We start from the raw sequence: 16,716 nt of genomic DNA on the forward strand, positions 1-16,716 counted from the left end.
GCTCTGTCCTTGCTTGTTCAGCCCAGCTTGCGGATATCGACGAAGTGGCCCTCGATGGCGGCCGCCGCGGCCATCGCCGGGCTCACCAGGTGGGTGCGCCCGCCCGCGCCCTGGCGGCCCTCGAAGTTGCGGTTCGAGGTCGAGGCGCAGCGCTCGCCCGGATCGAGGCGGTCGGCGTTCATCGCCAGGCACATCGAGCAGCCCGGCTCGCGCCACTCGAAGCCCGCCGCCTTGAAGATCTGGTCCAGGCCTTCGCGCTCGGCCTGTTCCTTGACCAGGCCCGAGCCCGGCACCACCATCGCCAGCTTCACGTTCGACGCGACCTTGCGGCCCAGCTTCTGCACCACCCAGGCGGCGGCGCGCATGTCTTCGATGCGGCTGTTGGTGCAGGAACCGATGAAGACCTTGTCGATGCTGATGCTGTCGACCGGCACGTTGGGCTGCAGCCCCATGTATTCGAGCGCGCGCTCCATCGCGTTGCGCTTGTTCGGGTCCTTTTCCTTCTCCGGGTCCGGCACGCGGTCTTCGATGCTGATCACCATTTCCGGCGAGGTGCCCCAGGTCACCTGCGGGCGCACGTCTTCCGCGCGCAGCTCGACCACCTGGTCGAACTTCGCGCCGGCATCCGAATGCAGCGTGCGCCAGTAAGCCACGGCCTGCTCCCACTCCACGCCCTGCGGCGCGTACGGGCGACCCTTGACGTATTCGAGCGTGACATCGTCGACCGCCACCAGGCCGGCGCGCGCGCCCGCCTCGATCGCCATGTTGCAGACCGTCATGCGGCCTTCCATGGTCAGCTCGCGGATGGCCGAGCCGGCAAACTCGATGGTGTAGCCGGTGCCGCCGGCAGTGCCGATCTTGCCGATGATGGCCAGCACGATGTCCTTGGCGGTGCAGCCGCGCGGCAGCTTGCCTTCCACCCTGACCAGCATGTTCTTGGCCTTCTTGCCCAGCAGCGTCTGCGTGGCCAGCACGTGCTCGACTTCCGAGGTGCCGATGCCGTGCGCCAGCGCGCCGAAGGCGCCGTGGGTGCTGGTATGCGAGTCGCCGCACACCACCGTCATGCCCGGCAGCGTCGCGCCCTGCTCCGGTCCGATCACGTGCACGATGCCCTGGCGGTGGTCGTTCATCTTGAACTGCGTGATGCCGTAACTGTCGCAGTTGGCATCGAGCGTATCGACCTGCAGCTTCGACACCGGATCGGCAATGCCCTGGCTGCGGTCGGTGGTCGGCACATTGTGGTCCGACACCGCCAGGTTGGCGCTGATGCGCCACACCGGACGCTCTGCCATCTTCAGGCCCTCGAACGCCTGCGGGCTGGTCACTTCATGCAGCAGGTGACGGTCGATATAGAGCAGCGTGGTGCCGTCTTCCTCGACGTGGACGGTGTGGTCATCCCAGAGTTTGTCGTAGAGCGTCTTGGCCATGATGCGATGGCGGGACCGATGACCTTGCCTTGGCAGGCCGGGCCGCGGGGACCGCGCAGTAGTTTGCAGGGGTAGTTTTCCGCTTCGTCGCGGCGGGCGAACCGGCGGAAAAACCGCCGAAAGCCACCGGAAGCCGCCGAAAAGCGTGCGTTATCTCAAGCGTTGCCGCAATGCTTGACTTGGCAATCGATTATGCCACCGCTCGGGCTCCGGGCCGGGCCGGGTCGGGGTGGAAATGTAATGTGATTGGCGAAAGGGGGATTTCGCGGATGGCGAAAAGGTTTCGCCTGCTTGCTTCCGATGCCGGCAGCAAGCTCCCCTCTCCCGCCTGCGGGAGAGGGGCCGGGGGTGAGGGCAGGAGGGTCGAAGGCTGACGCCCGTGGGTTAAAACCGAAGGCTTCGCTCGGTTCGGTACCTGGCTAGCCCACCCCTCACCCCGGTCCCTCTCCCCATGAGGGGGAGAGGGAGAACACCTTGCGTAGGCCAGTTCGGGTGGCTTGGGAGCACCCGAAACCGCCCTCCTCTTTGGCGTCGGGGCGCTTGGTCAGCCGCCGAGGTACGCCGCCTTGATCCGGTCGTTCGCCAACAGGTTGGCGCCGGTATCGGCCAGCACCACCTTGCCGGTCTCCAGCACATAGCCCCGGTCCGCCACCTGCAGCGCCTTGTTGGCGTTCTGCTCGACCAGGAACACGGTGACGCCCTCGTCACGAATGGTGCGGATGATGTCGAAGATCTGCGCGATGATCAGCGGCGCCAGGCCGAGCGTGGGCTCGTCCAGCAGCAGCAGGCGCGGCCGGCTCATCAGCGCGCGGCCGATCGCCAGCATCTGCTGCTCGCCGCCGGACATGGTGCCGGCGCGCTGGCCGGCGCGCTGGTTCAGGCGCGGGAACAGCTTGAACACGTGCTCGATGCCCGCCTCGATCTCGTCGCGCCTGGCGAAGAACGCGCCCATCTTCAGATTTTCCAGCACCGTCAGGCTGGGGAACACGCGCCGGCCCTCGGGCGAGATCGCCATGCCCAGGCGCATGATCTCGTGGGTCGAGCGATGGGTGATGTCCTGCCCTTCGAACAGCACGCGCCCGCTCGAGGCGCGCGGCGTGCCGCACACGGTCATCATCAGCGTCGTCTTGCCGGCGCCGTTGCTGCCGATGAGGGTGACGATCTCCCCCTTGTTGACTTCGATCGATACGCCCGACAGCGCCTCGACGGCGCCGTAGTGGGTATGGACCTGTTCCAGCTTCAGCATCAGTCCTCTCCCAGGTAGGCCTTGATCACGCGCGGGTCGTTGCGCACTTCTTCAGGCTTGCCGATCACGATGGGCTTGCCGTGTTCCATCACCAGGATGCGGTCGGACACCCCCATCACCAGGCTCATGTCGTGCTCGATCAGCAGCACGGCAATGCCGAACTCGCGCCGCAGCTGGTCGATCAGCTGCTGCAGCTCGAGCTTTTCCTGCGGGTTCAGGCCGGCTGCGGGCTCGTCCAGCATCAGCAGGCGCGGCCGGGTGATCATGCAGCGCGCGATCTCGAGCCGGCGCTGGTGGCCGTAGGAAAGCGTGCCCGCCTCGCGGTTGGCGACGCTGGTCAGGCCCATGCGCTCCAGCCATTGCGCGGCGCGCTGCAGCGCTTCGCGCTCGGCGCGGCGGTAGGCCGGGGTCGCGAACAGGCCGCGCAGGATGCCGGACTGCACCTGCAGGTGTTGCGCCACCATCAGGTTCTCGACCACGGTCAGGTTCTTGAACAGGCGGATGTTCTGGAACGTGCGCACCAGGCCCTTGCGCGCCACCATGTGGCTCGGCAGACCGGCAATGGCATGGCCGTCGAGCGTGACGTCGCCCGCGGTCGGCTTGTAGAAGCCGCCGACGCAGTTGAACACCGTGGTCTTGCCGGCCCCGTTCGGGCCGATGATGGCGAAGACCTCGTCCTTGCGCACATCGAAATCGATGCCGTCGACGGCCAGCAGGCCGCCGAAGCGCATCTGCAGGCCCGACACCCTGAGCAGTTCTGCCGTTGCATTCATCGGCGCATTCATCGGCGCATTCATCGGGGAAGCTCCACGTGCGGGCGGCTCGCGGGCAGCAGGCCCTGCGGACGCCACATCATCATCAGCACCATCACCAGGCCGAAGATCAGCATGCGATATTCGGCAAAGCCGCGTGCCACCTCGGGCAGCACCGTCAGCAGCATCGCCGCCAGGATCACGCCCAGCTGCGAGCCCATGCCGCCCAGCACCACCACGGCCAGCACCAGCGCCGATTCGATGAAGGTGAACGATTCCGGGTTGACCAGGCCCTGGCGCGCGGCGAAGAAGGCGCCGCCGAGGCCGGCGAACGAGGCCCCCAGCGTGAACGCCGACAGCTTGATGCGGGTCGGGTTCAGGCCCAGCGAGCGGCACGCGATCTCATCCTCGCGCAGCGCCTCCCAGGCGCGGCCCATCGGCATGCGGATCAGGCGGCTGGTGACGAACAGCGTGAAGCCGACCAGCAGCAGAGCGATCAGGTAGAGGAAGATCACCATGTGCTGGCTGGCATAGTCCAGGCCGATCAGCTCGTGGAAGGTGCGCGTGCCCTCGACGCTGGCGCTGCGCGCCATCTCGATGCCGAACACGCTGGGCTTGGGGATGCCCGAGACGCCGTCCGGACCGCCGGTCAGGCTGGTCAGGTTGTTCAGCAGCAGGCGGATGATCTCGCCGAAGCCGAGCGTGACGATGGCCAGGTAGTCGCCGCGCAGGCGCAGCACCGGGAAGCCGAGCAGGAAACCAAAGGCCGCCGACATTGCCGCCGCGATCGGCAGGCATTCCCAGAAACTCAGGCCGAAGTACTGGTTCAGCAGCGCGTAGGTATAGCCGCCCACCGCATAGAAACCGACGTAGCCCAGGTCGAGCAGGCCGGCATAGCCCACCACGATATTCAGGCCCAGGCCCAGGATCACGTAGATCAGCGCCAGCGTGGCCACGTCGACGGCGCCGCGCGAGCCGAAGAACGGCCACACCAGCCCCACCGCCAGCAGCACCCACACCGCCACGCGCTGCTGCTGCGCGCCCAGCTGCGGCAGCGCCGGCAGACGCACCGCGCTGCCCGCGCGCGACAGCACCGGCTTGAACAGCTGGAACAGGAATACCGCGGCTACGGCGAGCCACACCGGCCGCCAGTGCGGTTCCAGCACCACCCGGTAGCCTTCCAGCTTGAGCTGCAGGCCCAGGATGGGGATGGTCAGGATAGCGGTCATCACCGCCGCCGTGATTGCGTTCTTCAGCGACTGGCCCGGCGTGGCGCCGCGCGCGGCGACCCTGGCCCCCGGCATCGCAGATACGTTATTGGTCATGGTTTCGCCTCCCCCTCAGACCTTTTCGACATCAGGCTTGCCCAGCAGCCCGGTCGGACGGAACAGCAGCACCAGCACCAGCAGGCTGAATGCGACCACGTCCTTGTATTCGGCCGGCATGTAGCCCGAGGCGAAGGTTTCCGCCAGGCCCAGCAGCACGCCGCCGAGCATCGCGCCCGGGATGCTGCCGATGCCGCCCAGCACCGCCGCGGTAAAGGCCTTGATGCCGGCGATAAAGCCGATGAAGGGATTGAGCTTGCCGATGGTCAGCCCGATCAGCACGCCGCCCACTGCCGCCAGCATCGCGCCCAGCACGAAGGTGAACGAGATCACCTTGTTGGTGTCGATGCCCAGCAGGTTGGCCATGCGCATGTCCTCGGCGCAGGCGCGGCAGGCGCGGCCCATGCGCGAGCGGCCGATGAACAGCGTCAGCGCCACCATCAGCGCCAGCGTCACGCCCACGATCAGCAGGCGCGAGTACGGCACCGTCACGGTGAAGTCGCCGCCCATCTGGAACTCGATGGCGCCGGAGATCAGCACCGGCACCGAGACATCGCGCGCGCCCTGCCCGATCTGGACATAGTTCTGCAGGAAGATCGACATGCCGATGGCCGAGATCAGCGGCACCAGCCGCGGCCCCCCGCGCAAGGGGCGGTATGCCACCCGCTCGACCGCATAGCCGTAGACGCCGGTGACCAGCACCGACACCAGCAAGGCGGCGCCGAGCACCAGCGGCAGCGGGTAGCCGGCCTGGGCGCCGATGGCGGTGAGCGTGACCAGGCCGACATAGGCGCCGATCATGTAAATCTCGCCGTGCGCGAAATTGATCATGCCGATGATGCCGTAGACCATTGTGTAGCCGATGGCGATCAGCGCATAGATCGCACCCAGCGTCAGGCCGTTGACCAGCTGCTGGGTGAACTGTGGAAGGAATTCATTCATTGGGAAGCCTCGTAGGCGCCGGAACTGGCCTCGGCGGGATGCACCAAAACCATTCGAACTTGCCAGAGCAAGGTGTTCTCCCTCTCCCCGCATGGGGAGAGGGCCGGGGTGAGGGGTGGTTTAGCTGGGCGCCACATCAAGCAAGGCCAACGGTTTAAACCCGCCGGCCTCAGCCTTTGACCCGCCCGCCCTCACCCCTGCCCTCTCCCGCAAGCGGGAGAGGGGAGCAACCCGTCGGGATGCGAATACCTCAGTTCGCCGCCGTCTTGCTGGCGTCCTTGTGCCAGGTGTAGACCACGAACTTGAAGGACTTCAGGTCGCCCTTGGTGTCGTACTCGACCTTGCCGATCGGCGTGGTGAAGGCGTTCTTGTGCATGTACGCCGCGACCTTGGTGGGATCGGTGCTCTTGGCGCCGGCGATGGCGTCGCCGATGATCTTGACGGCGGCATAGGCCGGCATCTGGAACGGACCGTTGGCGTCACGCTTCTTGTCGGCAAAGGCCTTGACCAGGCCGGCGTTGGCCGGATCGGCCGAGAAGTCGGCCGGCAGCGTCACCAGCATGCCTTCCGACGACGGGCCGGCGATCGCGGTCACGTCCTTGTTGCCCACGCCCTCGGGGCCCATGAAGGCGGCCTTCACGCCCTGCTCGCGCGCCTGGCGCAGCAGCAGGCCCATTTCCGGGTGGTAGCCGCCGAAGTAGACGAAGTCCACGCCCTGCGACTTGAGCTTGGTGATCACCGCCGAGTAGTCCGAGTCGCCGGCGTTGATGCCTTCGAACACCGCCACCGGGATCTTGGCGGCTTCCAGGTCCTTCTTCACCGAGCTGGCGATGCCCTGGCCGTACGACTGCTTGTCGTGCAGCACCGCGACCTTCTTCGGCTTGATCTTGCCGATGATGTACTGGGCGGCGGCCGGGCCCTGCTGGTCGTCGCGGCCGATGGTGCGGAAGATGAAGTTGCGCTTCTTGGTCTCGGTCAGCTGCGGCGCAGTAGCCGACGGCGTCACCATCACGATGCCTTCGTTCTCGTAGATGTCCGAGGCCGGGATGGTCGAGCCCGAGCACACGTGGCCGATCACGTACTTGATGTTCTGGCTGACGATCTTGTTGGCCACCGCCACGGCCTGCTTCGGCTCGCAGGCGTCGTCCATCAGCACCACCTCGAACTTGTTGCCGCCGGCGCCGCCGGCTGCGTTGATCTGTTCGACGGCGGTCAGCGCACCGGCCTTGACCATGTCGCCATACTGCGCCACCGAGCCGCTCATCGGGCCGGCAATGGCGATCTTCACGGTCTCGGCGTTGGCGGCGGCGCCAAAGGTAGCCAGCATGGCAGCCAGCGAAATGGTGGAAAGACGTGACAGCGTCATCAGGAGCTCCTCGATTTATGTTTGGGTCATCCGGGCAGAAACGGTATGACCTGCGCAATCGAACAACACCCGCGGACGACTGGGATCGGGCTGGCAGAAGCGCTACCCGAGACGCGGAAGTCGGGCCTGCAAGGAAGAGACAGCGCGGGGCCCGGCAAGTGTCAGTCCCGCTGAGGTATGGGGACCAAGGTTCGGAAAGACAACGTTTGATGCGTTCTCTATTGCGCAAGCGATTCGCCTGCCCCGCTTGCCGCACCGCATGCCGGAAGGGTGGCCCGGCTGCCGTCGGCAAAGCAGCCCGCATTATAGGGTCAAATTTCCTGCGGCACGCGACAATCGCACAATTTATGCGGAACCGATTTGGGAAAACGCGACACAATCCTCCACGAATTGCGCCCTGGACCATTCGGGGTGCAATTTCCTGCCCTTCTGAACGCCGCACCGCACAACCGCGCCTGCCCCACAAAGACAAACGCCCCGGCGGGCCGGGGCGTCTGGAATTGCTGCACTGCGCAGCGGCGGGACCAGCTTAGCGCTTGGCCACGTCCGGCACGTCGCGGGTGGCGGCGCCGACGAACAGCTGGCGCGGACGGCCGATCTTGTATTCCGGATCGGTGATCATCTCTTCCCACTGCGAGATCCAGCCCGGGGTACGGGCCAGCGCGAAGATGCAGGTGAACAGCGAGGTCGGGATGCCCAGCGCGCGCTGCACGATGCCCGAGTAGAAGTCGACGTTCGGGTACAGCTTGCGGCTGACGAAGTACTCGTCTTCCAGCGCGATCTTTTCCAGCTCCATGGCCAGCTTGAACAGCGGGTCGTTGTGCAGGCCCAGCTCGTTCAGCACTTCATGGCAGGTTTCGCGCATCAGCTTGGCGCGCGGATCGTAGTTCTTGTACACGCGGTGGCCGAAGCCCATCAGGCGCACGCCCGAGTTCTTGTCCTTGACCTGCTTGATGAACTCGGGGATGTTGTCGACGCTGCCGATTTCTTCCAGCATCTTCAGCGCGGCTTCGTTGGCGCCGCCGTGGGCCGGGCCCCACAGGCAGGCCACGCCGGCGGCGATCGCTGCGAACGGGTTGGTGCCCGACGAACCGGCCAGGCGCACGGTCGAGGTCGACGCATTCTGCTCGTGGTCGGCGTGCAGGATGAAGATGCGGTCCAGCGCGCGCTCCAGCACCGGGTTCACGGTGTACGGCGCGCACGGCGTGGCGAACAGCATGCGCAGGAAGTTGCCCGAGTAGGACAGGTCGTTCTGCGGATAGATGTAGGGCTGGCCAATGTTGTACTTGTACGCCATGGCGACCATGGTCGGCATCTTGGCGATCAGGCGGATGGCCGAGATCTCGCGCTGGTGCGGATCGTCGATGTCCATCGCGTCGTGGTAGAACGCGCTCATGGCACCCACCAGGCCGGTCAGCACCGCCATCGGGTGGGCATCGCGGCGGAAGCCGCGCATGAAGAACTGCAGCTGCTCGTGAACCATGGTGTGGTTCATCACGTGGCCGACGAATTCTTCCTTCTGCTTGGCGTTGGGCAGCTCGCCCTTCAGCAGCAGGTAGCAGGTCTCGAGGTGGTCGCACTTTTGCGCCAGCTGCTCGATCGGGTAGCCGCGGTACAGCAGCTCGCCCTTGTCGCCGTCGATATAGGTGATCTTGGAATTGCACGAAGCCGTCGACATGAAACCGGGGTCGTAGGTGAACTTACCGGTTTGTCCGTACAGCTTGCGAATGTCGATCACGTCCGGGCCAACCGTACCCTTGTAGATCGGCAGCTCAACGCTGGGGGAACCATCGGAGAACGATAGCGTGGCTTTCACATCGGACGGCGTCATGTCGGATCCTTCAAATGCTGTGAATAATAATGTTGACCAAAACTCAGACCGTACGCAGCAGGGCGATGACTCGCTGCATCGGGGGCGTGTCGAGCTCACCGTCCAGTTCCTTGCGCGCAAGGAGCAGGTCCATCAACTCGTTGTCGCTGAGCTCGAACAGCTGGCTCAGCGCAGCCACATCCTCGTCGGACAGGCTCTCCTCGTAACGGTTGAAGAAACGCTCGACGATGATGTCGTTCTCCAGGAGGCCGCGGCGGGCACGCCAGCGCAACCGGGCGCGCTTGTGCGGATCGGCCTGATGGGAGAAGGTGGTGGCAGGACTCTCGGTCATGGCTTCCTACTTTCGGCGCGCCCGCCAGATATAGCCGCTCTGGCTGACGCGCCGCTTACTACTTAGACAGCCGCAGGGTCACACCGCGCGGCGGACCATCAGTTCCTTGATCTTGCCGATGGCCTTGGTCGGGTTCAGACCCTTCGGGCACACGTCGACGCAGTTCATGATGCTGTGGCAGCGGAACAGGCGGTACGGGTCGTTCAGGTTGTCCAGGCGTTCATTGGTGGCCTGGTCGCGGCTGTCCGCGATGAAGCGGTAAGCCTGCAGCAGGCCGGCCGGGCCGACGAACTTGTCCGGGTTCCACCAGAACGACGGGCACGAGGTCGAGCAGCTGGCGCACAGGATGCACTCGTACAGGCCATCCAGCTCGTCCCGCTCTTCCGGCGACTGCAGGCGCTCTTTCTCGGGCGGCGGCTCGTCGTTGATCAGGAACGGCTTGATCGAGTTGTACTGCTTGAAGAAGTTCGTCATGTCGACGATCAGGTCGCGCACCACCGGCAGGCCGGGCAGCGGACGCAGCACGATGCGGTCCGGCAGCTCGCGCATGTTGGTCAGGCAGGCCAGGCCATTCTTGCCGTTGATGTTCATCGCGTCCGAGCCGCACACGCCTTCGCGGCACGAACGGCGGAACGAGATGGTCTCGTCCAGCTTCTTCAGCTTCACCAGCGCGTCCAGCAGCATGCGCTCGTGGCCGTCCAGCTCGACCTCGTAGGTCTGCATGCGCGGCGCCGCATCCTTGTCCGGATCGTAGCGGTAGACTTCGAAAATACGCTTCATTTCTGTGGGTCCTGTTGTCTCTACGATGCGGTGCTCAGAACGTGCGGGCCTTCGGCGGCACGCTTTCCACCGTCAGCGGTTCCATCTTCACCGGCTTGTAGTCGAGGCGGTTGCCTTCGCTGTAGAACAGCGTGTGCTTGAGCCAGTTCTGGTCGTCGCGGTTGGGGAAGTCGCTGTGCGCGTGGGCACCGCGCGATTCCTTGCGGGCCGCGGCCGAGATCATGGTGGCCTTGGCCACTTCCACCAGGTTGGCCACTTCCAGGGCTTCCACCAGCGCGGTGTTGAAGACCTTGGACTTGTCCTTCAGGTGGATGTTGGCGGCACGCTCGGTCACTTCCAGGATGCGCTCGACGCCTTCGTCCATCAGCTTCTGGGTACGGAACACGCCGGCATGCGACTGCATGTTCTTGCGGATGTCGTTGGCGACGTCCTGCGTGTACTCGCCCGACGACGAGCCCTGCAGCTTGGCCAGGCGCGACAGCGCGCGGTCGGCGGCATCGGCCGGCAGCGGCTTGTGCTCCTGCTGCTTCAGGTTCTGCGCGATGATGTGGTTGCCGGCGGCGCGGCCGAACACCACCAGGTCGAGCAGCGAGTTGGTGCCCAGGCGGTTGGCGCCGTGCACCGACACGCACGAGCATTCGCCGATCGCGTAGAAGCCGTTGACGACCTCGTTCGGGTTGCCGTTCTTCGGCACCACCACCTGGCCGTGGTAGTTGGTCGGGATGCCGCCCATCTGGTAATGGATGGTCGGGACCACCGGGATCGGTTCCTTGATCGCGTCGACGTTGGCGAACTTCAGGCCGATCTCGCGGATCGACGGCAGGCGCTTCATGATGGTCTCGGCGCCGACGTGGGTCAGGTCGAGCAGCACGTAGTCGCCGTTCGGTCCGCAGCCGCGGCCTTCCTTGATTTCCTGGTCCATCGAGCGCGAGACGAAGTCGCGCGGCGCCAGGTCCTTCAGCGTCGGCGCGTAGCGCTCCATGAAGCGCTCGCCGTCCTTGTTGCGCAGGATACCGCCCTCGCCCCGCACGCCTTCGGTGATCAGCACGCCCGCGCCGGCGACGCCGGTCGGGTGGAACTGCCAGAACTCCATGTCTTCCAGCGGCACGCCGGCGCGTGCGGCCATGCCCAGGCCGTCACCGGTGTTGATGAAGGCGTTGGTGGAAGCGGCGTAGATGCGGCCGGCACCGCCGGTCGCGAACAGCGTGGTCTTGGCCTCGAGGATGTAGACCTCGCCGGTTTCCATTTCCAGCGCGGTCACGCCCAGCACGTCGCCGTCCTGATCGCGGATCAGGTCCAGCGCCATCCATTCGACGAAGAAGTGGGTCTTGGCGCGCACGTTGCGCTGGTACAGCGTGTGCAGCAGCGCGTGGCCGGTACGGTCGGCCGCGGCGCAGGCACGCTGCACCGGCTTCTCGCCGTAGTTGGCGGTGTGGCCGCCGAACGGACGCTGGTAGATGGTGCCGTCGGGGTTGCGGTCGAACGGCATGCCGAAGTGCTCGAGCTCGTACACGACCTTCGGCGCTTCCCGGCACATGAACTCGATCGCGTCCTGGTCGCCCAGCCAGTCCGAGCCCTTGATGGTGTCGTAGAAGTGATAGTGCCAGTTGTCCTCGCTCATGTTGCCGAGCGAGGCACCGATGCCGCCCTGCGCCGCCACCGTGTGCGAGCGGGTCGGGAACACCTTGGACAGCACGGCCACGTTCAGGCCGGCTTCCGCGAGCTGGAGGGATGCGCGCATCCCGGCGCCGCCAGCACCGACGATGACCACGTCAAAGCGGCGACGCGGCAATCCAGTCTTGACTGCGACCATTTATTACACCCTCCAGAGAATCTGAGCAGCGTAGCCCGCGCAACCGACGAGCCACAGAATCGTAAGAACTTGCAGCACCAGGCGCACCGCCATCGGCTTGACATAGTCCATCCAGATATCGCGCACGCCGATCCAGGCGTGATACAGCAGCGACAGGATGGTCAGGAACGTGATGATCTTCATCCACTGGTTGGCGAAGAGCCCTGCCCACGCTTCATACGAAGCGCCGTTCGACAGCAGGAAGGCAATCGCCAGGATCACGGTGAAGACCACCATGACCACGGCGGTGACGCGTTGCGCGAGCCAGTCTTTCAGGCCGTAGTGCGCACCGACGACAAGACGCTTGGGACCGATATTGTTATTTGCCACCTTGATTCTCCTCAGAACAGGCCGAACAGCTTCAGGCCGAAAATCAGGGTAAGCAGCAGGCTGACAACCAGCACGCTGATGGCAGACTTGGCCGAAGCGGGCTTGGAGACACCAACGTGCACGTCCAGCAGCAGGAAACGGATCCCGGCGCAGAAGTGATGCAGATAACCCCAGATCAGGGCCAGCACAACCAGCTTGACAAAGCCGCCGGACAGAAGGGCCGAGAACTTTGCGAAGCTCAGTTCGGAGGTGATGCTCTGCTCAAACAGATACAGGACGAAGGGAAGGAGGAGGAACATCAGTGCACCGCTCACGCGATGCAGGATGGATACCTTGCCGGCCCAGGGCAACCGGTATTTCGCGATCTGCGAAATACCGATATTCCGGAACTCCGGCCTGGCTTGTTTGACGGCTTCAGCCATGCGAGACCCCATTAGCGGTAAACAAAGAAACGAAACTGCCATTGCCTGCATGCAACGGGATGCATTAGGGCAAATCCATGAGATTTTAGCGCCTTTGTTGCGCGCTGCACCAATAATTTTCTGCTATCACCGCCCGACAAGCGCCGCCCGACAATCGCACACTGCGCACATCGGGCGCGTCACTTCGCGCGACAACCAGCGCGTCGCGCCACAGCCGGCATTACCCCGGGCCAAGTCAATAATCGGCGCGCGCACCCCAGGCGCGACACCGCCATTTCAGCTCAGGTCGTTCTGGTAATAGTGCCGGGTGGTGACGTAGAGCCCACGGCGCACTTCCACGGGGCGATCGCCATAGGTGTAGGACACGCGCTCGACCGACAGCAGCGGCGCGCCCACCGGCACGGACAGCAGCTCGGCGGCGGTCTCGTCGGCGGGCACGGCGCGGATCTTTTCCGAGGCGCGGATCATGCGCGTACCGAATTCGGCCTCGAACAATGCATACATGGGCCCTTTCCACTCGGTCAGCTTTTCCGCGGTCAGGCCCTTGAAGTTGGCGCCGAGCAGCCAGATTTCGTCCAGCACGGTCGACTCGCCGGAGAAAGTCAGCACGCGGCGGATTTGCACCACGCTGTCGCCGGTGCGGATGTCGAGCAGCCGCGCGATTTCGGCGGGGGCGCGCAGGCGCTTGCATTCCAGCACGCGGCTGGCGCCATAGTGGGGTTCGCCCTCGTCCGGGACGAGGCGCAGGAAACGGAACTTGACCACGTCTTCATGGTGCGTGGTCACGAAGGTGCCCTTGCCCTGGCGGCGCGCCACCAGGTTCTCGGCGGCGAGCTCGTCGATGGCCTTGCGCACCGTGCCCTGGCTGACCTTGTAGCGCGACGCCAGCTCCATCTCGCTGGGAATCATCTCGCCCGGCTTCCATTCGCCGGATTGCAGGCTGCGCGTGATCAGCGCCTTGATCTGCTGGTAAAGCGGGCTGAACGTGGGCGATGGCACTGACTGCAGACCAGGAGCGGAACCAGAAGCGGCACCAGTTTGCGGGGCGGCCTGCGGCGCGGCGGCCGGCGCGGGCGCCGGCGGCGAAAGCGGCTGCGTCCCGGCGCCAGGCGTGGCGGCGCCAGATTCCTGCGCGCCGGGTGTGGCTGCGCCGGTCAGGGACGTAGGCAGGGAGGACATAGCGCGATTTCACCACAAAAGGGCAAGTAACGTCCAGCCTTACGTTAATTGTCTTATGTCTTATATAAGACATATGAATTGACAGGATGGAGAGGCCGGGCCTACACTCGCGCTGGTCCACGCCCGCGATCGCCCGTCTCCAGGCCCGCCAGCCGCCGCCCCAGGGCGCAACTGTACCGCGCCCGCGGCGGCCCGGTCTGGAAATGGCGCCTCGCTTCGCAGTAGACTAACGCCTTGTTGCATCACCATGACCCGTTGTGGCTCTCCCCCACCGGCCCCGCCACCAGGCTCCGGCGGACGGCCGCTCCCCGCTGTGGCGACAACCAGCACCCGGTGACACACCGCGCGCCCCTGCATGGCGCCGGCGCGCCACCGACCGGCATCCCCCCTTCTATCGTTTGGAGATTTACTCATGGCTAAAGCCCCAATGCGCGTCGCAGTGACCGGCGCCGCTGGCCAGATCGGCTACTCCCTGCTGTTCCGCATCGCCAACGGCGACATGCTGGGCAAAGACCAGCCGGTCATCCTCCAACTGCTCGACCTCCCGCAAGCCCAGCAGGCCGTCAAGGGCGTGGTGATGGAACTGGAAGACTGCGCGTTCCCGCTGCTGGCCGGCGTGGTCATCACCGATGACCCCAAGGTTGCCTTCAAGGACGCCGACGTGGCCCTGCTGGTGGGCGCCCGTCCGCGCAGCAAGGGCATGGAGCGCAAGGACCTGCTCGAAGCCAACGCCCAGATCTTCACGGTGCAGGGCAAGGCGCTGGACGAAGTCGCCAGCCGCAACGTCAAGGTGCTGGTGGTCGGCAACCCGGCCAACACCAATGCCTACATCGCGATGAAGTCGGCCCCGAACCTGCCGCGCGAGAACTTCACCGCGATGCTGCGCCTGGACCACAACCGTGCGCTGTCGCAGATCGCCGCCAAGACCGGCAAGCCGGTGTCGTCGATCGAGAAGCTGTTCGTGTGGGGCAACCACAGCCCGACCATGTACGCCGACTACCGCTACGCCACCGTCGACGGCCAGAGCGTCAAGGACCTGATCAACGACCCGGTGTGGAACAACGACGTGTTCCTGCCGACCGTCGGCAAGCGCGGCGCCGCCATCATCGAGGCCCGTGGCCTGTCGTCGGCCGCCTCGGCCGCCAACGCCGCGATCGACCACGTGCGCGACTGGGTGCTGGGCAGCAACGGCAAGGTCGTCACCATGGGCATCCCGTCCAACGGTGAATACGGCATCCCGGCCGACACCATGTTCGGCTACCCGGTGACCACCGCCAACGGCAAGTACGAAATCGTCAAGGGTCTGGAGATCGACGCCTACAGCCAGGAGAAGATCAACATCACCCTGAAGGAACTGGAAGAAGAAAAGGCCGGCGTGCAGCATCTGCTGGGCTGATCTTCCCAAGCTCTGACCAGGGACCGGGGTTCCGCAACGATGACAGAATCGGCGCGGACCCCGGTTTTTTCATAGGCAGCGGCCCAGGTGCCCTGTCCTGTCCGCCAACTTCAACTTTCCGAATCTCCGTGCATCCTTCCGAGGTCTTGTTCCAGGGCGAAGCCATCCCGGTCCAGCTGCCGGTGTGTGACCATTACGCGGGCAGCGAAAAGCTGATGCGCAAGTCGCTTGCCCTGCAACAAGAGCTTGGCCCGGTCTTCGACATCACCTTCGACTGCGAGGACGGCGCCGCCGTCGGCCACGAGCGCGAGCACGCCGAGCTGTGCGCGCAACTTGTCAACGGCCCGCTCAATGCCCACAACCGCGTGGGCGTGCGCATCCATGACCCGGCCCACCCCAGCTGGCGCGAGGACGTCGACGTGCTGGTGCGCGCCGCCGGGGCGCGGCTGGCCTATGTGGTGGTGCCCAAGGTCACCGACGTGGTCGAGGTCGCGCGCGTGACCGACCATGTCAACCAGGTCGCGCGCAGCGCCGGCATTGCGCGCCATATCCCCATCCATGTGCTGATCGAAACCCATGCGGCGCTGGAGCAGGCTTTCGATATTGCCGCGCTGGTGCAGGTGGAATGCCTGAGCTTCGGCCTGATGGACTTCGTCTCTGCCCACCATGGCGCGATCCCCGGCGAGGCCATGCGCTCGCCGCAGCAGTTCGAACACCCGCTGGTGCGCCGCGCCATGCTGGAAATCTCCGCCGCCTGCCACCGCCACGGCAAGGTGCCGTCGCACAACGTCAGCACCGACGTGCAGGCGCCGCAGCGCGCCGGCGACGACGCGCTGCGCGCGCGCAGCGAATTCGGCTACCTGCGCAAGTGGAGCATCCATCCGGGCCAGATCGCCCCGATCGTGGCGGCATTCCGCCCCGGCGCGGAAGAGATCGGGGCGGCCAGCCAGATCCTGCTGGCCGCGCACGAGAACAACTGGGCGCCGATCCGCCATCAAGGCCAGCTGCACGACCGCGCCAGCTACCGCTATTACTGGTCGCTGCTGCAGCGCGCGCAGGCCACCGGCACGCCGCTGCCCGCCAATGTGGAAGCGCTGTTTTTCGGCTGAAGCCGGTCCCCGGCCCCATCCCCATCAAGTTCCGCAGTGCCCAAGGAGACACGGATGCCCGCCTCGAAGCTTGCCGCAACCGACCCCACGCTCGACCCCGCACTTGGCACCGAGGCCAGCGCGCCGGCCGCGCCACGGATCAAGAAATCCGTCGCGCTGTCGGGCGTGACCGCCGGCAACACCGCGCTGTGCACCGTCGGCCGCACCGGCAACGACCTGCACTACCGCGGCTACGACATCCTCGATATCGCCGAGACCTGCGAATTCGAGGAAATCGCCCACCTGCTGGTGCACGGCAAGCTGCCGACCAAATCCGAGCTGGCCGCCTACAAGGCCAAGCTCAAGAGCCTGCGCGGCCTGCCCGCCAACGTCAAGGCGGCGCTCGAATGGGTGCCCGCCAGCGCGCACCCGATGGACGTGATGCGCAC

General features: G+C 65.4%; 16 protein-coding genes. 3 read left to right on the forward strand and 13 right to left on the reverse strand.

The genetic code is table 11. The features are described 5' to 3' along the window. Positions 1–17: 17 nt before the first annotated feature. From leuC to A3AG_RS0109730, 13 genes are all read right to left on the reverse strand, one after another. Positions 18–1,427, reverse strand: a complete 1,410-nt coding sequence (gene leuC, locus A3AG_RS0109670) for a 3-isopropylmalate dehydratase large subunit (protein WP_018005200.1) — start codon at positions 1,425–1,427, stop codon at positions 18–20. Positions 1,428–1,971: 544 nt separating this feature from the next. Further along, complete coding sequence (locus A3AG_RS0109675; RefSeq protein ID WP_018005201.1) at positions 1,972–2,673, reverse strand: ABC transporter ATP-binding protein; 702 nt, start codon at positions 2,671–2,673, stop codon at positions 1,972–1,974. Then, the gene (gene livG, locus A3AG_RS0109680; RefSeq protein ID WP_026164077.1) at positions 2,673–3,446 is read right to left on the reverse strand and encodes a high-affinity branched-chain amino acid ABC transporter ATP-binding protein LivG; all 774 of its coding nucleotides are present in this window, start codon (positions 3,444–3,446) and stop codon (positions 2,673–2,675) included. The genes A3AG_RS0109675 and livG overlap by 1 nt, the downstream gene beginning before the upstream one ends. Before the next feature lie 20 nt (positions 3,447–3,466). Beyond that, positions 3,467–4,729: a high-affinity branched-chain amino acid ABC transporter permease LivM gene (locus tag A3AG_RS0109685; protein WP_035848292.1), complete on the reverse strand. Its 1,263-nt coding sequence runs from the start codon at positions 4,727–4,729 to the stop codon at positions 3,467–3,469. Between the two features lie 36 nt (positions 4,730–4,765). Continuing rightward, on the reverse strand, positions 4,766–5,692 hold the full coding sequence (gene livH, locus A3AG_RS0109690) for a high-affinity branched-chain amino acid ABC transporter permease LivH (RefSeq protein ID WP_018005204.1): 927 nt from the start codon (positions 5,690–5,692) through the stop codon (positions 4,766–4,768). 250 nt (positions 5,693–5,942) lie between these two features. Continuing rightward, positions 5,943–7,058, reverse strand: a complete 1,116-nt coding sequence (locus tag A3AG_RS0109695) for a branched-chain amino acid ABC transporter substrate-binding protein (RefSeq protein ID WP_018005205.1) — start codon at positions 7,056–7,058, stop codon at positions 5,943–5,945. Positions 7,059–7,587: 529 nt separating this feature from the next. Further along, positions 7,588–8,889 (reverse strand): citrate synthase, encoded by a 1,302-nt coding sequence (gene gltA / locus A3AG_RS0109700; protein ID WP_018005206.1) that lies wholly within the window; start codon positions 8,887–8,889, stop codon positions 7,588–7,590. Between the two features lie 43 nt (positions 8,890–8,932). Next, complete coding sequence (locus A3AG_RS0109705; protein ID WP_012353370.1) at positions 8,933–9,220, reverse strand: FAD assembly factor SdhE; 288 nt, start codon at positions 9,218–9,220, stop codon at positions 8,933–8,935. Between the two features lie 78 nt (positions 9,221–9,298). Continuing rightward, complete coding sequence (locus A3AG_RS0109710; protein ID WP_010814619.1) at positions 9,299–10,000, reverse strand: succinate dehydrogenase iron-sulfur subunit; 702 nt, start codon at positions 9,998–10,000, stop codon at positions 9,299–9,301. A gap of 34 nt (positions 10,001–10,034) precedes the next feature. Next, positions 10,035–11,813 (reverse strand): succinate dehydrogenase flavoprotein subunit, encoded by a 1,779-nt coding sequence (gene sdhA / locus A3AG_RS0109715; RefSeq protein ID WP_018005207.1) that lies wholly within the window; start codon positions 11,811–11,813, stop codon positions 10,035–10,037. Between the two features lie 3 nt (positions 11,814–11,816). Then, the gene (gene sdhD, locus A3AG_RS0109720; protein WP_012353372.1) at positions 11,817–12,182 is read right to left on the reverse strand and encodes a succinate dehydrogenase, hydrophobic membrane anchor protein; all 366 of its coding nucleotides are present in this window, start codon (positions 12,180–12,182) and stop codon (positions 11,817–11,819) included. 11 nt (positions 12,183–12,193) lie between these two features. Continuing rightward, positions 12,194–12,604, reverse strand: coding sequence for a succinate dehydrogenase, cytochrome b556 subunit (gene sdhC / locus A3AG_RS0109725; protein ID WP_012353373.1), 411 nt, complete (start codon positions 12,602–12,604; stop codon positions 12,194–12,196). Positions 12,605–12,880: 276 nt separating this feature from the next. After that, positions 12,881–13,783, reverse strand: coding sequence for a GntR family transcriptional regulator (locus A3AG_RS0109730; RefSeq protein WP_018005209.1), 903 nt, complete (start codon positions 13,781–13,783; stop codon positions 12,881–12,883). 412 nt (positions 13,784–14,195) lie between these two features. On the opposite strand from A3AG_RS0109730, the gene A3AG_RS0109735 reads away from it, so the two are divergent. The 3 genes from A3AG_RS0109735 to A3AG_RS0109745 all read left to right on the forward strand — a co-directional run. Next, positions 14,196–15,179, forward strand: a complete 984-nt coding sequence (locus A3AG_RS0109735) for a malate dehydrogenase (protein ID WP_012353375.1) — start codon at positions 14,196–14,198, stop codon at positions 15,177–15,179. Between the two features lie 128 nt (positions 15,180–15,307). After that, on the forward strand, positions 15,308–16,288 hold the full coding sequence (locus A3AG_RS0109740; RefSeq protein WP_018005210.1) for an HpcH/HpaI aldolase/citrate lyase family protein: 981 nt from the start codon (positions 15,308–15,310) through the stop codon (positions 16,286–16,288). Positions 16,289–16,342: 54 nt separating this feature from the next. Then, positions 16,343–16,716, forward strand: a 374-nt coding sequence (locus A3AG_RS0109745) for a citrate/2-methylcitrate synthase (protein ID WP_026164078.1), incomplete at its 3' end; no start/stop codon positions are given.

The sequence above is a fragment of the Cupriavidus neocaledonicus genome (assembly GCF_000372525.1).
In the GTDB taxonomy this organism is placed as follows: domain Bacteria; phylum Pseudomonadota; class Gammaproteobacteria; order Burkholderiales; family Burkholderiaceae; genus Cupriavidus; species Cupriavidus neocaledonicus.

Coding starts and splice junctions, on each gene's coding strand:
- leuC (WP_018005200.1), bottom strand. CDS start 1,427: ATGGCCAAGACGCTCTACGACAAACTCTGGGATGACCACACCGTCCAC.
- A3AG_RS0109675 (WP_018005201.1), bottom strand. CDS start 2,673: ATGCTGAAGCTGGAACAGGTCCATACCCACTACGGCGCCGTCGAGGCG.
- livG (WP_026164077.1), bottom strand. CDS start 3,446: ATGAATGCAACGGCAGAACTGCTCAGGGTGTCGGGCCTGCAGATGCGC.
- A3AG_RS0109685 (WP_035848292.1), bottom strand. CDS start 4,729: ATGCCGGGGGCCAGGGTCGCCGCGCGCGGCGCCACGCCGGGCCAGTCG.
- livH (WP_018005204.1), bottom strand. CDS start 5,692: ATGAATGAATTCCTTCCACAGTTCACCCAGCAGCTGGTCAACGGCCTG.
- A3AG_RS0109695 (WP_018005205.1), bottom strand. CDS start 7,058: ATGACGCTGTCACGTCTTTCCACCATTTCGCTGGCTGCCATGCTGGCT.
- gltA (WP_018005206.1), bottom strand. CDS start 8,889: ATGACGCCGTCCGATGTGAAAGCCACGCTATCGTTCTCCGATGGTTCC.
- A3AG_RS0109705 (WP_012353370.1), bottom strand. CDS start 9,220: ATGACCGAGAGTCCTGCCACCACCTTCTCCCATCAGGCCGATCCGCAC.
- A3AG_RS0109710 (WP_010814619.1), bottom strand. CDS start 10,000: ATGAAGCGTATTTTCGAAGTCTACCGCTACGATCCGGACAAGGATGCG.
- sdhA (WP_018005207.1), bottom strand. CDS start 11,813: ATGGTCGCAGTCAAGACTGGATTGCCGCGTCGCCGCTTTGACGTGGTC.
- sdhC (WP_012353373.1), bottom strand. CDS start 12,604: ATGGCTGAAGCCGTCAAACAAGCCAGGCCGGAGTTCCGGAATATCGGT.
- A3AG_RS0109730 (WP_018005209.1), bottom strand. CDS start 13,783: ATGTCCTCCCTGCCTACGTCCCTGACCGGCGCAGCCACACCCGGCGCG.
- A3AG_RS0109735 (WP_012353375.1), top strand. CDS start 14,196: ATGGCTAAAGCCCCAATGCGCGTCGCAGTGACCGGCGCCGCTGGCCAG.